A 15,818-nucleotide genomic window follows, 5' to 3' on the forward strand; every position below is an offset into this window, starting at 1 on the left:
TTTTTTCATAACCCCCTGTGTAAACGCAAATAATTGCGGTTTTTTAGGGGGAGTTTATGCAGCGTAATAAGCGTTAACTTAATTAAAGTGCTTCAGGGTTAATTGTACGGCGTACATTTATCCACGCATTGCCAATAACTTCATGAGCATACTGGGTGACTACTAGTAGTGCTTTTGCATTGGGTATGAGTTGTTTATACCAAGGGAAAGTGGCAAAGTTGTGGTAATCGGTTGCGGCAGGGATAACGTTAATGCCTTGCGCATTAAATAAATTTTTTGCTCTGGGCATATGGCTTACTGAGGTGACTAAAGCGACCTTGTAATCAACGAGTTTTGAGGCTAAAAGTTTTGCCTCTTGGGCGGTATCCATTGCGTTTGGATTTTGCACAATACGATTTTTATTAATACCTAAGCTAATTGCGGTTTTATACATTAACGCGCTGTTGGTGACTTTTTCATAGCCCCCACCTGAAACAATCAGTTGCGCATGGGGATAAATGTTAGCAAGTCTCATTCCTTCCACCAAACGGGTTAACGCACAATTACCTAACTGACTGTTAGCACTCAATGCAGGGTTGGGGTTTATGTCACAGCCAAGCACCACAATTTTATCTATATTGGGGTGTTTAAGATAATTAAATGCAAATGAGGTTGGTTGGCTATTTTTAATCAGTAAGTTGGCCACCAAAGGGGTGCTGGCAAGTAGCAAAGTTACAAGGCTCATTAAAGATAAAGCGATTGCGACCTTTCGTTGTTTGAGCGCAAAAATAAGTAATATTAGGCTTACTAAACCCAACAAAGGTAACGGCATGAGCAAGCCGCCTAGTATTTTTTTTAGTTCAAACATAATGAGCAACATGGTTAAGTATATTTATTAGCATGTTACTCATAAGTTTAAGGTTTATCGACCGTTATTTAATTTACAGGTGTTTAAAAAGTGACGATAAACTGGATTATCTTTCATATCTTTTTTCATCGCTAAGTACATTGGACGCGTTAAACCAAGCGCGCCCAGTGGAATTGACTTAATTAACCCTTGGCTTTCATACGGGGTTACTAACCAATCGGGTAAGGCGGCCACACCCATACCTGCACTGACTAATTGAAATATAAGTAAACCTTGATCAACCGTTTTTAGCGTGCCGTCAAAACGCGCATTTTGGATGAAATGCTTAAATATATCCTGGCGCTCACGCGGAATAGGGTAAGAAATAATAGTTTCGCTTTTCAAATCAAGCGCAGTTACATAGGCTTTTTTCGCTAAGTCGTGATCTGGTGCCACAATCAGTTTCAGCTTAAAGTCAAACAAATGGGCGTATTCAAGTTTGTCAGGGTCGCGAATATCTGATGTAAGCACGAGATCTAATTCATCATTTAATAAGTCTGGGATAGCGTCGTAACTAAAGCCACGCTCGTAATCAATTTTTATATCAGGCCAAAAGTTATTAAATTCTTTAATGGTAGGCAATAACCAATGAAAACAGGCATGACATTCAACACTTAAACGCAGCTGCGAAATAGGCTGGTTTAGACTTTCTTTGAGTCGGCACTTGGTGGCTTCTAATTTAGGTAATATGTCGTGTGCTAATTCAAGTAATAACATACCTTGAGGTGTAAATCGGACTGGTTGAGTTTTACGCTCAAACAACTGGCAGTCTAATTTGTTTTCTAAATCTTTGATTTGATGTGATAAAGCTGACTGAGTTAAAAATAGTTCGCGGGCTGTATTGACGAGAGAACCCGTTTCCTTAAGGGTAGCAATTGTTTTTAAGTGTTTAATGTCAATCATCTTTAATAAATCTCATAGATATGGTGAGTATAGCTCAGATTCATTACATACTACGCCTTTATAAAAACCGTTTCAACGTCTGGACGGCTATAAAGTTGCACTTTAGTGTGTTTTTTACTGCGAATATTAAGTTTTTTAACTTTGCTGAGTAAAATAGTGTTTAATCTTTTATATGTTGTTGAATTTGTCTCATGTTTATTTGAGTTTTTTATTAATGATTTTTGTCCTGGTAACAGATAACTTTATTGTTATGTAACTCTCTAAAATAAGTAGGTTATAGCGCGACATTAATATTTAACCTGAACTCTGGATAATAAATCTATCTCAAGCAGCTATTTACAGCGCTAACTACGTTGAATTTACTTGCAATAGACGAGCTATTGACGCGTAATTTCGCCTTGTTTTCACTGGAAATCTCTGGCTAGAGAAAATAAATATAAATATCAATTTTGATTCAATACGTTAGTAAATCTCTTAACCAAAGTTCAGGTTATTTAGATGTTTCATAGCGAGGTTAAAATGTTAATTAAAATTTACGGCGAAGGGTTTGGCAGGCAAAAGCTCAGTAAACGCAACTCGGATTCAAAGGATACACGATTGAAAAAAGCAGCGAATGCAGGGATTTAATGATTAGCCGCTACTCATTGGCGCACATTAATACTAATTCGTATACGTCTTTAAATAATATAACGTATTAAAGCATTCTCTAATGGCGTTAAAGATTTTACTGAGAACAATGTGACATAAAACTAATTATAAGGTTTTCTACTGGTTAAATAGACCCTTACTTAAGTAAGTAGTTATAAGGCAGAGTGTAAAAAGCTGTAAAGTGACGTCGCATGAGTTAGTGTTGGCAAAATAAGTCATATAGCATTCAACAGAACAGCCAGCTAATGGGCTGGCAAAAGCGTGTAAGAAATTACTGTGATTTTTAAAAGCCAGCAACCCTGGCTTATTAATTAAAGAGGGCTATGTATTAGTAAAATAGCTTCTTTTGCTGTAACAGGTTTAGACTTTAAAAAGCCTTGGCCATAATCACATTGGGTTTTTTGCAAAATAGCGAGTTGTTCAGGGCTTTCTATCCCTTCTGCTATAACAATAAGATCTAATGAAATGGCTAAGGTTAAAATAGCATCAATCAATGGATTGGCCGTGGTTTTTAAATTATCGATAAAGCTTTTATCAATTTTAAGGACATGAATAGGCAGTTGATGCAAGTAACCAAGGGCAGAGTAACCGGTGCCAAAGTCATCTAAACAGAGCAATACTTTTAAAGGCGACAATCCTTGAATAATTTGTGTTGCTAACTCTAAATTTTCAATCAATCCCGATTCGGTTATTTCTAGACATAATGAGCCTAAAGGTAGTTGATGTTTTTTGTAGATCGCGTGAAGCTGATCTACAAACTCTAAACTTGCGAAGTGGCGAGATGAAACATTAACCGTAACGCGTAAAAAACGATGCCCTTGTTGTTGCCATAAAGCGATATGCTGTGCTGCAAGGTCGAGCAAATGCAAATCTAAATTGATAATCTGCCCCGTTTTTTCTGCAATGGGGATAAAGTCACCTGGCGATACAAACCCTTCTCGTGGGTGATGCCAACGTACTAAAGCTTCAAACCCCATAACGTCACTGCTAGTAATGTTAAAAATAGGCTGAAAATACAGTTCAAACTCATTATGCTCAATACCGTGTTGTAAATCATTTTCAAGGTCGGCATGTGTTTTTAACTTGTTACGCATGACATTATTAAAAAACTTAACTTGGCCACGCCCTGATGATTTTGCTTCGTACATAGCCGCGTCTGATTGCTGTAATAAAACAAATGCTTCATCGTTTACATTATTGCTAAATGCAATGCCAATACTGGTAGAGGGTTGCAGTAAATGACCATCAATATCAATGGGATCTGACAGGGCGGTTTTTATTCGAGCGAGGGCATCGTTTACTTGGTCACGATGACTGAGATTTTCCATAAAAATAGCAAACTCATCGCCACCTAAGCGAGAAAAGGTATCAGTATTGCGAATGGTTTGAGTAATCAATTTACAAATAGCAATTAAAAAATGGTCACCTACTTCATGGCCTAACGAATCATTAATACTTTTGAAGCGATCGAAATCAAGGTAGAGCAGAGCATGAAAAGTACCTTTTTTTGCACGATTCAAGCGTAAAATTGCATGCTTCATTCTTTCTATTAGTAACGAACGATTGGCAAGCCCTGTTAGTTCATCATGCAGTGCTTTGTGCTCGAGTTCTTGGCGGGCTAAATGCCTGTCTATAACCATACTTATTTGTCGGCTCACATACGTCAACAGCGAGCTATCATGTTCGTTGTAGTAATGTTGCTTGTCATAGCTTTGTACGACAATAACGCCACTCATGCGCTCATTAACTTTATATGGCACACCAAGCCAAGAGTCTGCTAGTTCACCGACCAATTTAAAGTGGCCTTGCTCTATATAGTGTCGGTATTGCTCTTTATTAAGCAGTAAAGGGCGCTCGTTAATTAATAAATAGTAAGAGGCTGTTTCTTTTAACTGATCTTTTGAAATAATTTTATGTGTGTTTGTTTGTACACCGCCTTCAACGGTATAGACAAAATCTAGAACATCTTCTTTTTTATCATACAAAGCAATAAAAAAGTTACTTGCATTAAGAAGGCTATCAATAATCACATGCAGCGATTTAAAAAAGGTATCTAAATTTTGTGCTTTATAGGTTAAGTTAGCTATTTGCAGTAGGCTACTTTCTAATTTTTGCGCATTATTAAGTTGCCGAACGGTATCTTGCAAGCTGTTGACAGTATTCACTTGATTTATTTTTGCGCTTAGTAAGTGGGCAACGGTAGTTAAAATTTCTAAATGTGAACTGGTAAAGTAATTTTTTATTGGGTGTTCACAGTCAATTACGCCGAGTACTTTATCTTTATATATTAAAGGCACACACAGCTCTGATTGTGCAGGGCGCTCATCAGCAATGTAGCGGCTGTCTTTAGTTACATCGCCTATTATTAACGCTTGCCCAGTTGATGCAGCATAGCCCGTTATCCCCTCATTAAAGCGGATTAACTTTCGTTCTGACTGGTAACTAGTGTGTTCGCTTTCAATACCCATAGACGCCACTTGATTTAGCGTAGATTGGCTGTCATCGGCTAAATAAATCACGCAGTCGACAAATCCAAGTCGATTAACAACTTGTGTAGTGACATAACTAAAAAGCGCTTCTAACGTATTCAGTTGCAATAAACTTGAGGAGAACTGATTTATTATACTCAATTGATCCGTTTTAGTTTCGAGCGCTTTAGTAGTATCGATAATGTTCGACATAGGCAACGAAGGTAGGCCTTATAATTATTAAAGATACATACGTTAACCTAATATTAACCTTTCTACAAAATAAAACGACAAATGAGAAGCGTGAAGTGTAAAGTTTACTTTATATATAGTATCTAAGGATTATTTTTAATAAGGTCTTTACTCGAAAACCCCATATGCCTATGATCAGTTAACTTAAGCATTAGGATTTTACGATGACGAGCAAAATGACAACTTTAACGATTACTAGACCCGATGATTGGCATGTACATTTACGCGACGGGGATCAGCTAAAAGATACAGTACGTGATATCAGTCGTTATATGGGCCGCGCGATCATTATGCCAAACCTAGTACCGCCAGCCACGTGTACTGAAACCGCATTATCGTACCGAGAGCGCATTATGGCAGCGAAACCTCAAGGGCAGTTTGAGCCACTAATGGTACTTTATCTTACTGATAAAACGACACCAGAAGAGATAAAAAAGGCAAAAGCAACGGGTAAAATATTTGCAGCTAAATTGTACCCAGCGGGTGCAACCACAAATTCAGATTCTGGCGTAACATCGGTTAAAAATATTTATCCGGTGTTAAAAGCAATGCAAGAAGTTGGCATGCTGTTACTCGTCCACGGTGAAGTAACCGACTCGTCTATTGATATATTTGACCGTGAAAAAGTGTTTTTAGAGACTATTCTAGGCGATGTTGTCGCTGACTTCCCTGAGCTTAAAATTGTTCTTGAGCACATAACAACGAAAGATGCAGTCGAGTTTGTAAAAAGTGCCTCTGATAACGTAGCAGCTACAATTACTGCGCATCATTTACTATATAACCGTAACCATATGTTAGCAGGGGGCATTCGCCCACATTATTATTGCTTACCTATATTAAAGCGAAACATTCATCAGCAAGCACTTATGGCGGCTGCAACGAGTGGCAATAAAAAATTCTTTTTAGGCACTGATTCAGCGCCACATTATAAAGATAAAAAAGAAGCTGCATGCGGTTGTGCAGGTGCTTACACTGCACATGCTGCTATTGAACTTTATGCTGAAGCTTTTGAAGAGGCTGATGCGCTTGATAAGTTAGAGGGCTTTGCAAGCCATTTTGGTCCAGATTTTTATGGCTTAGCGCGTAATACCGACACTATTACCTTAGAAAAATCGCCTTGGACAGTGCCGGCAAGCTACTCGCTAGGCGACTCTGAAGTAGTACCAATCAAAGCCGAGAGCGTTATCGACTGGCAAGTTAAATAGTTAATATTTAAACACTAAACTCTAAACCACCTTAAATTCAAGGTGGTTTTTTATTTTAAGTGGCTAAAAAACATACTGATAAAAACTATTTTAAAGCAATTGTAATCTGTTTATAAAAAATACAATGTTTTGTTTGTTATTTTCTATAAAAATTAAAAGGTTAGACCGTAGTTAGTAAAACAATGAAACTTCAAAAATAAATCCTAAATAATAGAGCTAAAAAAATTTTAATGTGTTAATCTTAATTTGCTTTGAGTTTTTGCGTATTGAATTACGGTATTGTGCTGCGTTTAAGGTTACCGGTTTGGTTATTACTTCTTCCTGTACTATCACCTCCAGTTTTTTGGGCATTGACTCAGGGAGGATATTGCCATAATTATATGGCTGAATTTTAATTATTGACTTACAGGAAAATTTAGTATGTCGGTTACTGGTAAAGTAAAATTTTTCAACGAAGCTAAAGGCTTTGGTTTCATTGAACAAGAAAATGGTCCTGACGTGTTTGTACATTTCAGCGCAATCGCTGGTTCTGGTTTTCGCACTCTTAGCGAAGGTCAAGCAGTGACTTTCAGCATCAAGCAAGGTCAAAAAGGCCCTGAAGCTGAGAACGTAGAAGTAGCATAATTTATTATGTGAACCTAAGTTCATCGTGGTGAAACACTAACCTGTTTCACCATAATTCTTAAATAATTATCAACTCTATTTTTAATCTCTCTTTATTGCCTTTCATTTCTGATATCCATTATTTATATTTTTAACTCCGATATACCAAATTAAACGTAAACCTTTATGCGCTACTCCGTAGTTGGCCAATGATCGCCTAGCGATTTAAATTTAGTCTACTGCTTGATATGAGTTTAATGATATTGAGTTCATAAAAGTGTGTAAGATTGATATTTCTCCATGGAAAAATATAAAAAATCGGCAGGATATTAATGATCAGTAGAAACAAAAAAACACAGGTGTTAATAAAAATGATTCTTTGTAATCTATTTCCCCTCCTTTGTATTGCTTTTTAGATAATCGGCACGTCCTTATTACTATGCGACGAATGCGCGAATAATAACGATTAGCTGTATTTTTAGCTTAAAAAGTCTCAAAAACCACTAAAAAAGAATATTCGGGAGAGAATATAAGCTTATTTTTAATTTTTTTTCAGCCACGATTAAGTTAATTTTAAATGTTATATTTTTGTTTACTTTAACTAGGTGGTTTATCATTATTCTTACTATATCTGGCTTTGCTGAAATTGCATTTGTCACGTTGGTTACGATAATGTTAATTTTTTTGTGTGAGCCCTTTAAATATCTTACAAACAAGCTGATTTATTTATAGGTTATGCGAAACATGAAGTTGACATGACTTAATGCATTTAGCATTATTGGTAAGTTGATATCTATTAAAAGATATCAGGGTTGTCTTCCCCTTACGGGTTGATAATTAAATTATAAAAGTAACATTACTTAATTGGTTGGGAACTATGTCTGTTAAAATCAGAAAGAGTCTTGTAGCAACTGCGTTGGTTGGCGCTTTTGCATTTGCAAGCAGCAATGTGATTGCAGATCCTTTGAATGACGTGCAAAAAGCAGGTCAAACAATTCAAAAGGCTGCGGTTAAGTCTCAAACTAAAATTGACAATGTATATGGTCAAACTCAGGAGCTAATCGCTGAGTACCGTAGCATCGTTGATGAGACTGAACTTATGAAAGTGTACAACGATCACGTAGCACGTTTGGTCGCAGACCAAAACGCGTCTATCGCATCGTTCGATCGTCAAATCGCGACTATCGATAACACTAAACAAAACGTTGTGCCTTTGATGTATCGCATGATCGATACGCTTGAGCAATTCATCAAAGCGGACGTTCCATTTAACCTTGAAACTCGTCTTGGACGTGTTGAAAGATTACGTGAGATCATGGCATCTGCATCTGTAACAACGTCTGAGAAGTTCCGTCAGGTACTTGAAGCGTACACTGTTGAAACAGCATACAGTTCAGCTGTAACTGCTTCTCAAGGTACTTTAGATGTTGATGGTCGTAGCATTAACGTAGATATTGGTCGTTTAGGTCGTATCACTTATGTTGCGCAATCATTCGATCTAAAACACGCTTGGGTGTGGGATAACAACACTAAACAGTGGAAAGAATTAGGTGAAGAATACCTAAAACCTGTTAAAGAAGTGATCCGTATGGCGCGTAAGCAAGCCACACTAGAACTTGTTAAACTACCAATTTTTGGCGCGGAGTAATCAATAATGAAGAAACTATTTAAAGGTTTTGCTGTTGCAGCAGTACTGTCTGTTTCTGCCGGTACCGCGCTTAATGCACATGCAAATACTGATGCTTTAGATAAAATTCTTGAGCAAGTAAAGCAAGAGCGTATTTCTGAAGGGAAAATCAATAAGCAACGTGAACAAGAGTTCTTATCAGATCGTGCTGATAAGCAAGCGTTACTTAACAAAGCGAAAAGCCAATTAGCTGCTGAAAAAGCACGTGGTGATCGTCTTAGCAAAGAATATGCACAAAACGAAAATACTTTAGCGGAAAAAGAGCAAGCTCTTCAAAACGCGCAAGGTACGTTAGGTGAAATGTTTGGTGTTGTTCGTCGTGCAGCAGCTGACGCGATTGGTTCAATCGAAGCATCTTTAGTAAGTGCTGAAAAACCAGGTCGTGCTGAAGTACTTCGTTCATTAGCTGCGGCTAAAGAACTTCCAACAGTTCGTGAGTTAGAAGAACTTTGGATTTCACTTCAAACAGAAATGACTGAGTCAGCTAAAGTTTCAACGTTTGAAACTGAAGTTGCAGGTCTTGACGGTAACCCGTCAATGAAAAAAGTAACACGTATCGGTAACTTCAACTTAGTTACAGACGATGGCTACTTAATCTACTCACCAGAGACTAAGTCTATACAGCCTCTAGGTAAGCAACCTGACAGCTATATCTTAAAAGGTATTTCTGATCTAGAAGGTACTTCAGCTGATAACTACGCTGGCGTATACGTGGATCCTACACGTGGTGCAATTTTGCGTATCAACACGCAGAAGAAGTCTCTTATGGAGTACTACGAGCAAGGTGCCGAAGTTGGTTACATCATCACCGTATTGCTTGCTGTAGGTCTTTTAATCTTCTTAGTACGTTTCGTTGATTTAGCGCTTACTACTTCTAAGATCAAAGCTCAGCTTAAGAACTTGTCTACACCGAATACAAACAACCCATTGGGTCGTATTCTTAAAGTGTACTCTGACAACAAAAATCAAGATGTTGAAAACCTTGAGCTTAAACTTGATGAAGCGATTCTACGTGAAACGCCACGCATCGAAGCGGGTATTAACATCATCAAGATCCTTGCTGCTATCGCACCATTACTAGGTCTACTAGGTACAGTAATCGGTATGATCCTAACGTTCCAAACAATCACATTGTTCGGTACGGGCGATCCGAAGATCATGGCTGGTAACATCTCTCTAGCACTTGTAACTACAGCGCTAGGTCTTATTGCAGCTCTACCACTTATCCTACTTCACTCTATTGTTGCAAGTCGTAGTAAGTCGGTATTACATATCCTTGATGAGCAAAGCGCGGGTATCATCGCGACTCACGCGGAGAAGGAGAAAGCCTAATGCTAGTCCTGATGGAGATATGGGAATCTATCAGGGATTTTGTTGGCACAGGCGGCCAGGTATTATACGTGGTCGCGATAGCACTCTTTCTTATGTGGGTTTTAATGATTGAGCGCTATTGGTTCCTACTTGCTGAATTTCCTCGTTTAACGAAGGAAATAGTAGCCAAGTGGGATGCCCGCCAAGACACTACGTCTTGGTACGCACACAGAATCCGTGAAGCATGGATTTCTGAAGCGTCTGAAAAATTAGATCAGCGTATGTTGTTGATTAAAACATTAGTAGCTGTATGTCCTTTAATAGGCTTACTTGGTACTGTTACGGGTATGATCGCGGTTTTTGAAACCATGGCAACCCAAGGTACAGGTAATGCACGTTTAATGGCATCAGGCATATCAATGGCAACAATCCCAACAATGGCTGGAATGGTTGCGGCACTATCTGGGGTATTCTTTAGCTCACGCCTTGAGGCAAGAGCGAGAATGGTGAAAGCCAAGCTTATAGATAGTATGCCTCATCACTAGAGAGAGAATTAAATATGGCACGTAAACAACGTTTTCGTGAAGAAGAAGAAGCAGCGGTAGATATGACGCCAATGCTTGACATCGTATTTATCATGCTTATTTTCTTTATCGTAACTACATCGTTCGTTAAAGAGGCTGGTATCGAGGTCAATAAACCAAAAGCTGCCCAAGCTACGAAGCAAAAAAATGCTAACATTTTTATTGCAATTCGCAGTGACGGTGCAATCTGGATTGATAAACAGCAAGTTGATGTTGAACGTGTTTCAGCAAAAATCGAAAGTTTATTAGCAGAACAACCTACTGATGTTGTAATTTTGCAAGCTGATAAAGAAGCAAAACACGGCACAGTGGTTAAAGTGATGGACCAGATTAAAGCGACGGGTGATAACCTGAGAATTTCAATAGCTGGAGATCAGTAATGATTCGTTTTCTGTTTTCACTGATTGCAGGTGGGGCAGTTACTTTCGGCTTGTTCTACTTCATGGCATACCTCATCTCTGGTGGGGCTGACCGTAATACGGAACAAAAAGAGCAGATCATAGTCGAAATTATGACGAATCCGCCTGAATCTAAGGTGCAGGAGAGGAAGCGTGTACCGCCTCCGCCTCCGCCACCGCCAAAGCAGCCGCCTAAACCGCAGCCGCCACAGCCGGAAAATAGCAACCCAAGTACGAGCTTGTCGTTTAATATGCCAAGTATCGATGTGGGAAGCACGGCCGGTGGACTAAGTGGTCCAGGTGCATTTGGACGAGATGGTGATGCGACACCTATCGTTCGTATTGAACCAAAATATCCAACACAAGCAGCACGTGATGGTAAAGAAGGTTGGGTTCAACTTTCGTTCACAATTGATGAGTTAGGTGGCGTGATTGACGTTGAAGTTATCGACGCAGAACCAAAACGTATCTTTGACCGTGAAGCTAAACGTGCATTGCGTAAATGGAAATACCGTCCTAAGATCATTGACGGGAAACCACAAAAACAAGTTGGTTTACAAGTTCAACTAGACTTTAAACTTAACCAAGGCAACTAAGGAGGCGAGTAATGAGAAATTTTTCTAAAGTAACTGCACTTGCAATTCTTATGTCTGTGTCAGGTGCATCATTAACTGCACCTGTTTTAGCGGCGCCAGATTACGCAAAGATTGAAGAGCGTAAGAAAGCAAAAACTAAAATCATGGGCGAACGTACTGGTAAAAAAGTAATTAAAGCGTTCGATTTGTATAACGAAGATGATGTTGATGGTGCAATAGCGTTATTGAAAGAGTTAGATCCGTCTAATGACTTTGATAAAGCAACTGTTAATCGTTACTTAGGCAGTATGTACGCTCAAAAAGAGCAATACAAAGTTGCAATTAAGTATATGAAAGCAGCGATTGCACCGGATGTATTGAACTTTGCTGATCAGGCTCAAGGTTTAAAAACCTTGGGCGATATGTATGCGGGTACTGAACAATACAGTGCTGCCAAGCAAGCATATTCTGATTGGATGGGCTTCACAGGTGAAGAGGACCCGAAAGTTTACACTCGTATTGCGCAAGCAAGCTATGAGCTTAAACAATTTGATCAGGTCCTTGAACCGGCAAACAAAGCAATTGAGTTAGCTGAAGAGCCAAATAAAGCTCCTTATCAACTTAAATTAGCTGCCTATTTTGAGAAAAAGCAATATCAAGATATGGTTAAAGTTGCAGAAGAAATTGTTCGTGTATGGCCTGAAGACAAAAAATCTTGGGTAGGCTTAGGTAAGTATTATTTACAAACCGAAGACTACCAAAAAGGTCTAGCAACTATGGAAGTTGCATACAAGAATGGTTACTTCGAAAACGAAGTTGAATACAAAGTACTAGCTAACTTTTATTCTTTAAACGAAATTCCTTACAAAGCAGCAGTAACGCTTGAAAAGGCTGTTAAAGAAGAGAAAGTAAAACGCACTAAGCAAAATATTAGCGCGATTGCTAGTAACTACCATCGTTCGAAAGATATAGAGAAAGCTGCTAAGTATTACGAAGAAGCTGCTAAATTTGATGACGACGCTGAGCTCTACCGCAAAGCAGGTTCATTACTTTTACAATCTGAAAAATTCAGCGCTGCTGTTGTTCGTTTGAACAAAGCATTAGAGCTTGGCTCTGATAAAAAAGGCACTATTTATTCAGATTTAGCTGAAGCGTTTTACTACCAAGGTAAGTATAAGCAAGCTTATGCTGCTATTACTAAAGCCATGGACGACCCAAGCACACGTAGGTTTGCTAAAGGTTGGGCTACATATATTAAAGATAAAGCCGCTCGCAACGGTGTTAAAATTTAGTATTTAATGTACTCTAGTATTTTTAAAAAGCCCCAATGGGGCTTTTTTTATTGGAATTGACATGAAAAAAACGCCTATTATTTCACTGCTATTTTGTTTGCTTTTAGCATCATGCTCAAAGCCAGCTGACTTATTTTCATCTTATGAAGAAGCGCAAAGCGCGTTAATATCACTTAATACGGCTTTAAGTGCGCAGCCTAATTCACAGGTTACACAGCTCAGTAATGAGCAGCTCCCTTTTACAGATGCTTATTTAGAGCGTCGCCACGCTATTTATCAGCAGCTAATGCAAATGCAGTTATCAGCAGAGCAAACCAATCAGGTTAATTATTTAGTTATTGCTGAGCGATTCCCAGAGCGCTATTTTGCATGGCCTGCACAAACAAATGTTTTGGCTATTATGCTCACTATGGCGAAAAATGATGCCCAATATAAAAATATTGAGCAATGGTTAAGGTTTGTAAAATCTCAGCTAGAAGCTGCCGAGCAAAGTAATTTAAAGCTAAATAAAGTTGAACATAGTTATTTAAAAAAGTACGTGCAACAAGCCATAAATCGCACTAACACACCGGTTGAACTTAATGCAGCGTTGAGTGAGTTAAACAATTATTTGGCGCACTATAAGCCAAGAGGCAGCATTGGTTTATCAGGCCTTGCTAATGGCAGTCAGTGGTATCAAAGTAAATTAAATTATTTTGCAAATGCTGTGCTCTCACCGCTTGAGTGGCTAAGTCGTATTGATAGCAAATTCAAATCAATGCAGAGTCAAAAACAGCAAACAACGGTAGAAGCCTCAAATGCCTCACAGCTTACCACATTACTTTTAACTGATTCGAAAATAGCGGGTTTAGACTGGTTAACGGGTTATACGCTATTACCTCTGAGGGCTAACGCTTTACAATTAGAACCAGCCGATGAACTGCTCTATATGGCTATGATGGAGACTGATCTAGGGGTGCATTATCACGCTTGGACATTGTCACAAGCACGCTTAAATTTACTTAAACGATTAAACATAAGTGAAGAGGAAGCGACTTTATTAGTTGAAGATATTCTTTTTTATCCAGGGCAAGCGTTTAGTTTTGCTCCACAACTACTTAATTAAACTTTAGTGCGCTATTAACTAGCGCACTGATCACATCGCTGCGCTGCAGGGTCTTGCTCTAAGCGCTGCGCTGATATTTTTTCCTCACAGTCACAACAGTAACCATACTGGCCAATGTCAATTTGGCTTATTGCCGCTTCAAGCTTATTCATACGCTCAATCAAGGGGTTGTACTCGGTGCCTAATTGCTGAGCTGCCATATCAAGCCACTCTTCATTTGAGGTACGAGTTAGTATACAAAGCAAATTTTGATGTGTAGGGTGAGTCGATTGTGACAGCAAGCCTAATATAGTCGCTTTAACACTTTCAATTTCATCGTTTAGTCGTTGCTGATGATGCATTAGCAGTATAACCCTTAAATTAGTCCTCAGTGATATTGCTATTATCTAGTTAGATTATCTTAGATGTTATGATTTGTATCAAATTGTGGCGCTTTCGCATACTTTTTTAATACCTCTGCCACTTCATCTTTGGCTTTTAAACGACGTATTTCGTCAAATAATAGTCCTGCTTGTGGGTACTGACGTTTTAAATAACCAAGCCATTGTTTTGTGCGTGAGGCAAAGTACTTGGTATCTTTACTGGCGGTTTGGTGCATGGATGAGTAAATAATATGGTGTAAAATATTTTCCCATGTTAACTCACTATAATCTTCATTATTAATATGAGCTTTAATTTTACGAGCTAAATCAGGATGTGAAAGGGCGCCACGGCCAATCATTAAGTCAGTGCAACCGCTGCGCTTTTGGCATAAAAGGGCATCTTCTACCTGCCAAATCTCCCCATTGGCGACCACCGCAATTTGTTTATCTTTAACTAGAGGAGGGATTTTTTCCCAATAGGCAGGCGGGTTATAGCCATCGCGTTTAGTTCGCGCATGAATGGCGATACTGCTCGCACCAGCGCTAACAACGGCATCGACAATTTCTTGGCTATTACTATCATCATCAAAACCTAAGCGAATTTTAGCACTTACCTCATTTTCACTGCTTACGGCATCTCTTACAGTTTTAATTATTGAATACATATGCTCAGGGTCTTTGAGTAAAACAGCGCCCCCTTTGCTTTTATTCACCGTTTTTGCCGGGCAGCCAAAGTTTAAGTCAACACCATGAGAGCCCAAACTAACCGCTTTTACTGCATTTGCAGCAAGGGTGTCAGGCACTTGGCCCAATAACTGAATTCGAACTGGCGTGCCACTACGAGTGAGCCCCGCATTTTTAAGTTCAGGGCAATAACGGTGAAATACTTTATCTGGAAGGCAAGTATCTACAACACGGATAAATTCGGTCACACAAAGATCGAAGCCACCTATGTCGGTGAGTAGTTGGCGCATTTTAAAGTCAACGACACCTTCCATCGGTGCTAAAACAAGTTTCATAGTGTGATTAATTTATTACTGAAAAAGAGCGCCAGTTTACCTGTAAATTATAAATTGATAAAACGCTTATTAGGGTTCATAGTTAGTTTACTAAGTTATTTTAGAAAAAATAGATAATGTGAAAGTTTTTAGTTTTATGCAGGTCTACTTGTATAATGATATCTGACAAGTTTAGAAGGTAATAAAAAATGAATACTATAAAGAAAAACTCAATTGCATTAACATTAGGCGCAGTGGTTGTTGGCAGCGCAAGTATGGCCAGTACTGATGTTCAAGCTAATCCATTTGAATTTCAGCAAATGGTAGCTGGTTACCAGTTAGACGCTGGTGAAGGCAAGTGCGGCGAAGGTAAATGCGGCGGCGACGCTAAAGCGAAAAAAGAAGGCAAGTGCGGCGAAGGTAAATGCGGCGGTGATGCTAAGGCTAAAAAAGAAGGCAAGTGCGGCGAAGGTAAATGTGGTGGCGATGCTAAGGCCAAAAAAGAAGGCAAATGCGGCGAAGGTAAATGCGGTGGTCACTA

14 protein-coding genes and 1 pseudogene are annotated in these 15,818 nt (G+C 38.9%); 10 read left to right on the forward strand and 5 right to left on the reverse strand.

Annotation, left to right across the window (positions count from 1 at the left end; genetic code table 11):
- Positions 1 to 82 precede the first annotated feature (82 nt).
- The 3 genes from BG00_RS09995 to BG00_RS10005 all read right to left on the reverse strand — a co-directional run bounded on the left by BG00_RS09995 (position 83) and on the right by BG00_RS10005 (position 5,118).
- Positions 83 to 847 (reverse strand): YdcF family protein, encoded by a 765-nt coding sequence (locus tag BG00_RS09995; protein WP_036983438.1) that lies wholly within the window; start codon positions 845 to 847, stop codon positions 83 to 85.
- Between the two features lie 54 nt (positions 848 to 901).
- Positions 902 to 1,789 (reverse strand): LysR family transcriptional regulator, encoded by an 888-nt coding sequence (locus tag BG00_RS10000; protein WP_036982291.1) that lies wholly within the window; start codon positions 1,787 to 1,789, stop codon positions 902 to 904.
- A 959-nt stretch (positions 1,790 to 2,748) separates the two neighbouring features.
- Positions 2,749 to 5,118: a bifunctional diguanylate cyclase/phosphodiesterase gene (locus BG00_RS10005; protein WP_036982293.1), complete on the reverse strand. Its 2,370-nt coding sequence runs from the start codon at positions 5,116 to 5,118 to the stop codon at positions 2,749 to 2,751.
- A 203-nt stretch (positions 5,119 to 5,321) separates the two neighbouring features.
- On the opposite strand from BG00_RS10005, the gene pyrC reads away from it, so the two are divergent.
- The 9 genes from pyrC (at position 5,322) to BG00_RS10050 (ending at position 13,917) form a co-directional block, all read left to right on the forward strand.
- Positions 5,322 to 6,362: a dihydroorotase gene (gene pyrC, locus BG00_RS10010; RefSeq protein ID WP_024602973.1), complete on the forward strand. Its 1,041-nt coding sequence runs from the start codon at positions 5,322 to 5,324 to the stop codon at positions 6,360 to 6,362.
- Between the two features lie 420 nt (positions 6,363 to 6,782).
- Entirely contained in the window at positions 6,783 to 6,986 is a 204-nt protein-coding gene (locus BG00_RS10015; RefSeq protein WP_036982297.1) for a cold-shock protein, read from the forward strand.
- An 856-nt stretch (positions 6,987 to 7,842) separates the two neighbouring features.
- Positions 7,843 to 8,613: a DUF3450 domain-containing protein gene (locus BG00_RS10020; RefSeq protein ID WP_013465204.1), complete on the forward strand. Its 771-nt coding sequence runs from the start codon at positions 7,843 to 7,845 to the stop codon at positions 8,611 to 8,613.
- Positions 8,614 to 8,619: 6 nt separating this feature from the next.
- Positions 8,620 to 9,984: a MotA/TolQ/ExbB proton channel family protein gene (locus BG00_RS10025; RefSeq protein ID WP_036982301.1), complete on the forward strand. Its 1,365-nt coding sequence runs from the start codon at positions 8,620 to 8,622 to the stop codon at positions 9,982 to 9,984.
- Positions 9,984 to 10,508 carry a MotA/TolQ/ExbB proton channel family protein gene (locus BG00_RS10030; protein WP_036982306.1) on the forward strand — a complete coding sequence of 175 codons (525 nt, stop codon included), beginning with the start codon at positions 9,984 to 9,986 and terminating at the stop codon, positions 10,506 to 10,508. Before BG00_RS10025 ends, BG00_RS10030 begins: the two co-directional genes overlap by 1 nt.
- 14 nt (positions 10,509 to 10,522) lie before the next feature.
- Positions 10,523 to 10,927 carry an ExbD/TolR family protein gene (locus BG00_RS10035; RefSeq protein WP_006792384.1) on the forward strand — a complete coding sequence of 135 codons (405 nt, stop codon included), beginning with the start codon at positions 10,523 to 10,525 and terminating at the stop codon, positions 10,925 to 10,927.
- On the forward strand, positions 10,927 to 11,541 hold the full coding sequence (locus BG00_RS10040; RefSeq protein WP_036982309.1) for an energy transducer TonB: 615 nt from the start codon (positions 10,927 to 10,929) through the stop codon (positions 11,539 to 11,541). Before BG00_RS10035 ends, BG00_RS10040 begins: the two co-directional genes overlap by 1 nt.
- Before the next feature lie 11 nt (positions 11,542 to 11,552).
- Entirely contained in the window at positions 11,553 to 12,812 is a 1,260-nt protein-coding gene (locus tag BG00_RS10045) for a tetratricopeptide repeat protein (protein ID WP_036982311.1), read from the forward strand.
- 61 nt (positions 12,813 to 12,873) lie between these two features.
- Complete coding sequence (locus BG00_RS10050; RefSeq protein WP_036982313.1) at positions 12,874 to 13,917, forward strand: hypothetical protein; 1,044 nt, start codon at positions 12,874 to 12,876, stop codon at positions 13,915 to 13,917.
- A 14-nt stretch (positions 13,918 to 13,931) separates the two neighbouring features.
- On the opposite strand, the gene BG00_RS10055 is transcribed toward BG00_RS10050, so the two are convergent.
- Together BG00_RS10055 and BG00_RS10060 are read right to left on the reverse strand one after the other, a co-directional pair.
- Positions 13,932 to 14,258, reverse strand: a complete 327-nt coding sequence (locus tag BG00_RS10055; RefSeq protein ID WP_036982316.1) for a TraR/DksA family transcriptional regulator — start codon at positions 14,256 to 14,258, stop codon at positions 13,932 to 13,934.
- Between the two features lie 59 nt (positions 14,259 to 14,317).
- The gene (locus tag BG00_RS10060) at positions 14,318 to 15,298 is read right to left on the reverse strand and encodes a tRNA-dihydrouridine synthase (protein ID WP_036982319.1); all 981 of its coding nucleotides are present in this window, start codon (positions 15,296 to 15,298) and stop codon (positions 14,318 to 14,320) included.
- A gap of 188 nt (positions 15,299 to 15,486) precedes the next feature.
- Here BG00_RS10060 and BG00_RS10065 point away from each other — a divergent pair.
- Positions 15,487 to 15,813 (forward strand): annotated as a pseudogene (locus BG00_RS10065) (HvfA family oxazolone/thioamide-modified RiPP metallophore); the annotation flags it as partial.
- Between the last annotated feature and the right edge of the window lie 5 nt (positions 15,814 to 15,818).

The sequence above is a fragment of the Pseudoalteromonas sp. SCSIO_11900 genome, from assembly GCF_000576475.1.
GTDB classification, from domain to species: Bacteria; Pseudomonadota; Gammaproteobacteria; order Enterobacterales; family Alteromonadaceae; genus Pseudoalteromonas; species Pseudoalteromonas tetraodonis.

What these genes read in the sequence shown, in the direction of transcription:
- BG00_RS10050 (WP_036982313.1), top strand. Translation starts at nt 12,874, where the DNA reads ATGAAAAAAACGCCTATTATTTCACTGCTATTTTGTTTGCTTTTAGCA.
- BG00_RS10060 (WP_036982319.1), bottom strand. Translation starts at nt 15,298, where the DNA reads ATGAAACTTGTTTTAGCACCGATGGAAGGTGTCGTTGACTTTAAAATG.
- BG00_RS10000 (WP_036982291.1), bottom strand. Translation starts at nt 1,789, where the DNA reads ATGATTGACATTAAACACTTAAAAACAATTGCTACCCTTAAGGAAACG.
- BG00_RS10055 (WP_036982316.1), bottom strand. Translation starts at nt 14,258, where the DNA reads ATGCATCATCAGCAACGACTAAACGATGAAATTGAAAGTGTTAAAGCG.
- pyrC (WP_024602973.1), top strand. Translation starts at nt 5,322, where the DNA reads ATGACGAGCAAAATGACAACTTTAACGATTACTAGACCCGATGATTGG.
- BG00_RS10005 (WP_036982293.1), bottom strand. Translation starts at nt 5,118, where the DNA reads ATGTCGAACATTATCGATACTACTAAAGCGCTCGAAACTAAAACGGAT.
- BG00_RS10025 (WP_036982301.1), top strand. Translation starts at nt 8,620, where the DNA reads ATGAAGAAACTATTTAAAGGTTTTGCTGTTGCAGCAGTACTGTCTGTT.
- BG00_RS10040 (WP_036982309.1), top strand. Translation starts at nt 10,927, where the DNA reads ATGATTCGTTTTCTGTTTTCACTGATTGCAGGTGGGGCAGTTACTTTC.
- BG00_RS10015 (WP_036982297.1), top strand. Translation starts at nt 6,783, where the DNA reads ATGTCGGTTACTGGTAAAGTAAAATTTTTCAACGAAGCTAAAGGCTTT.
- BG00_RS10030 (WP_036982306.1), top strand. Translation starts at nt 9,984, where the DNA reads ATGCTAGTCCTGATGGAGATATGGGAATCTATCAGGGATTTTGTTGGC.
- BG00_RS10035 (WP_006792384.1), top strand. Translation starts at nt 10,523, where the DNA reads ATGGCACGTAAACAACGTTTTCGTGAAGAAGAAGAAGCAGCGGTAGAT.
- BG00_RS10045 (WP_036982311.1), top strand. Translation starts at nt 11,553, where the DNA reads ATGAGAAATTTTTCTAAAGTAACTGCACTTGCAATTCTTATGTCTGTG.
- BG00_RS10020 (WP_013465204.1), top strand. Translation starts at nt 7,843, where the DNA reads ATGTCTGTTAAAATCAGAAAGAGTCTTGTAGCAACTGCGTTGGTTGGC.
- BG00_RS09995 (WP_036983438.1), bottom strand. Translation starts at nt 847, where the DNA reads ATGTTTGAACTAAAAAAAATACTAGGCGGCTTGCTCATGCCGTTACCT.